General features: G+C 42.7%; 2 protein-coding genes and 2 pseudogenes. All 4 read right to left on the bottom strand.

The window, feature by feature from the left end; translation table 11 throughout:
* Positions 1-30 precede the first annotated feature (30 nt).
* On the bottom strand, positions 31-654 hold the full coding sequence (locus QUB44_RS31345) for a group II intron reverse transcriptase (RefSeq protein WP_445299945.1): 624 nt from the start codon (positions 652-654) through the stop codon (positions 31-33).
* A gap of 51 nt (positions 655-705) precedes the next feature.
* A pseudogene (locus QUB44_RS31340) lies at positions 706-1,137 on the bottom strand (reverse transcriptase domain-containing protein); the annotation flags it as partial.
* 24 nt (positions 1,138-1,161) lie between these two features.
* A pseudogene (locus tag QUB44_RS30520) lies at positions 1,162-1,702 on the bottom strand (HNH endonuclease); the annotation flags it as partial.
* Between the two features lie 97 nt (positions 1,703-1,799).
* Complete coding sequence (locus QUB44_RS30515; protein WP_445299944.1) at positions 1,800-2,321, bottom strand: group II intron maturase-specific domain-containing protein; 522 nt, start codon at positions 2,319-2,321, stop codon at positions 1,800-1,802.
* Positions 2,322-2,418 lie beyond the last annotated feature (97 nt).

Here is a 2,418-nt window from a genome sequence, read left to right as displayed (position 1 = left end):
AGGGCTTGCACCCAAGGCGGCGTAAAGGCTCTAATCCCCTAACCCATACAGGCTAGTTTCATAGAAACGAACCGCACAATCTGGACGTGCAACTTTCATTGCATCCAGCTTCCGACAATCTTGTTTGCTCATGTGGATATAATCGTGACAGCTTTCATGTACAACCATCAGGTTTGTGTCCTTCCAGTTTTCATGGTTGCCGTCTTTGTGGTGTAAATTAACTCTTTCTTCTCCCGTAAGAAGATGTCCACAGTGTCCACAAGTATGTTTTTGCTTTTTGAGCATCTTAGAGGTTATACCGTCATATAACGCACTGTTGCGTTTTGTCCAGTAAAGGATATCTCCATCGAAAGGTGATTTATCCCCTTTTACCATCACGAATTTATTTTCGTGCCATCCAATTTTTGGGAATGCTAGGTCTATCAGGTGATTGACTTGGTAGCGGGTTAGCTTACTTTCTTTGTTAAATACCTTCCATGTTTTATTGTTGAGTGACCATAAATTAAATCTGGGGCCATCCAACTTACAAAACTGGTGGTAGTTTCTCCAACCTCTGACAATAGGAGCCAGCTTTTTGGCTTTTACCTTTGCCCCATAATTCGAGTTATTGACGATTTTTTTCACTTTCTGTCGAAACTTTTTGAAGTTTTCCACTGAGGGAAAACTCCTGAATTTCCCGTTTTTTTGGACTTTAAAAGTCCATCCTAGAAAGTCAAATTCATCGGTCGCTGCGGTTATTTTTGTCTTTCTTTCACTAACATTCATCCCTCTTTCTGCAAGGAACTGACGGATTTTGTCAAGGATCTTTTGTGCGTCATCTTTTGGTTTGAGAAAAAACACCAGATCGTCAGCATATCTGACGGATGGGTGAAGGGACTCTATCCCGTTTAATGCTATATTTGCCAGAAGTGGGCTGACTACTCCACCTTGCGGTGTTCCTTGTTCGGGAAATTCTGGGTTTACTCCTATTTTTAGACAACGGAAGATTCCGTTTCTGATGCCCATTGGGGCAATGAGTCTATCCATAATGGCAGTGTGGCTGATTCTGTCAAAGCACTTTTCGATGTCTAATTCGATGACTCGCTTGGTTATTCCTTTACCTTGAGAGTTTAGGTTTTGAAACAGGTATTTTTGAGCATCATGTGCTGCCCTATTAAACTCAGCGAGACTGTCACCAGCCTCGCTGGTCTTCAAAACCGTGCATGAAAGTTTCCCTTCACACGGCTCCTCAATGATTTGGTGCTTGTCACGCATACCTCATTACCCATTTGTCTGCGACTTTTTCAAGTCTTTTGGTGGGCTTAGGCTCGGCATTATTGCAGCCGGATTTGTTGCCGGGACTGCCATCTGAGGCGGTCTTTGTGTCGTGGCAATGTCTGTGTAGAAGTTCCCAGTTATCGTAAGAATCCTTTCCACCTTGCGATTTCGGGATTTTGTGGTCAATTTCTATCACATCGTTTTCACGGAAAAACAATCCGCAGTGGGCGCACTTCCCTTTTTGCCTTTTCAAAAGTTTTGATACCCTAGTTGGCATTTCTGGGTTGTTACCCATTCTTGTACTCCAGTAAACTAGGTTCGCGTCGTATGGTGACGATTTGCCTTTAACTTTCACATGACGCAATATTGGAGTGTCGGCATGGTCAAGTAACCGAAGTGGGCTTGTACCCTCTTTCCTGGTTGCGAATACCCAGTTGTTACCGCCCATATAGCAATCCGATTTGAGCCTCACAACACAACGCCCTCTTGTCTTCCTAGACTTCTTGTATAGCAAGACTTTCAGATTTTACAGATATAGAAAATCACTTAGGATTGCTATAGATTGCCAATATTTCTTTGACACCCATGATTTTTGATTTCTTTGGGTGGCGGTAGGTTGCCCAAGCTACAAGTTTTCGATACACCAGGTCGTCTAATTCTGCGTAAGCTTCCTTACTTACTACAGTCGCATAGTAGTTTGCCCATCCCCGTATTATGGGGTTAATTCGTTTGATTAGCGCCGCTTGCGGTGCTGACTTTTGGGCGTCAATAACTCTTGCGATGTGGTCGTAATGTACCTTAATCTTGTTTTGGCTTGGGGTGATGATGGTTTTGAATCCTAGTTTTTCCCCTTTGGTATTCTTACCTGATTGGTGTTTTCCTTTGGGAAACTGACGTATATTGAAACCTAGGAAGTCGAACCCTGGTTTTTCACCCTCCATTTCTGTAAGGGTGTGTGTCAGTCTTGTTTTACTAGGCTTCAATTCCAAGCCTATGTCTTTTAACCATTCCGAGATTATCTCTCGGCATCTTTGGACAACGGTTATGTCTTCGTGGAGAATCACGAAGTCATCTGCATACCTGATTAATAGACCTCTTGCGAAAGTGCGCTCTTTCTAGGTAAAATAAAAGAAAAAATTAGCTTAATAATATGAACTACGA

The organism is Microcoleus sp. AT3-D2, assembly GCF_036705715.1.
Classification (GTDB): domain Bacteria; phylum Cyanobacteriota; class Cyanobacteriia; order Cyanobacteriales; family Microcoleaceae; genus Microcoleus.
The sequence above is the reverse complement of the archived record's forward strand: the minus strand, read 5'-3'. Positions and strand labels throughout refer to the sequence as shown.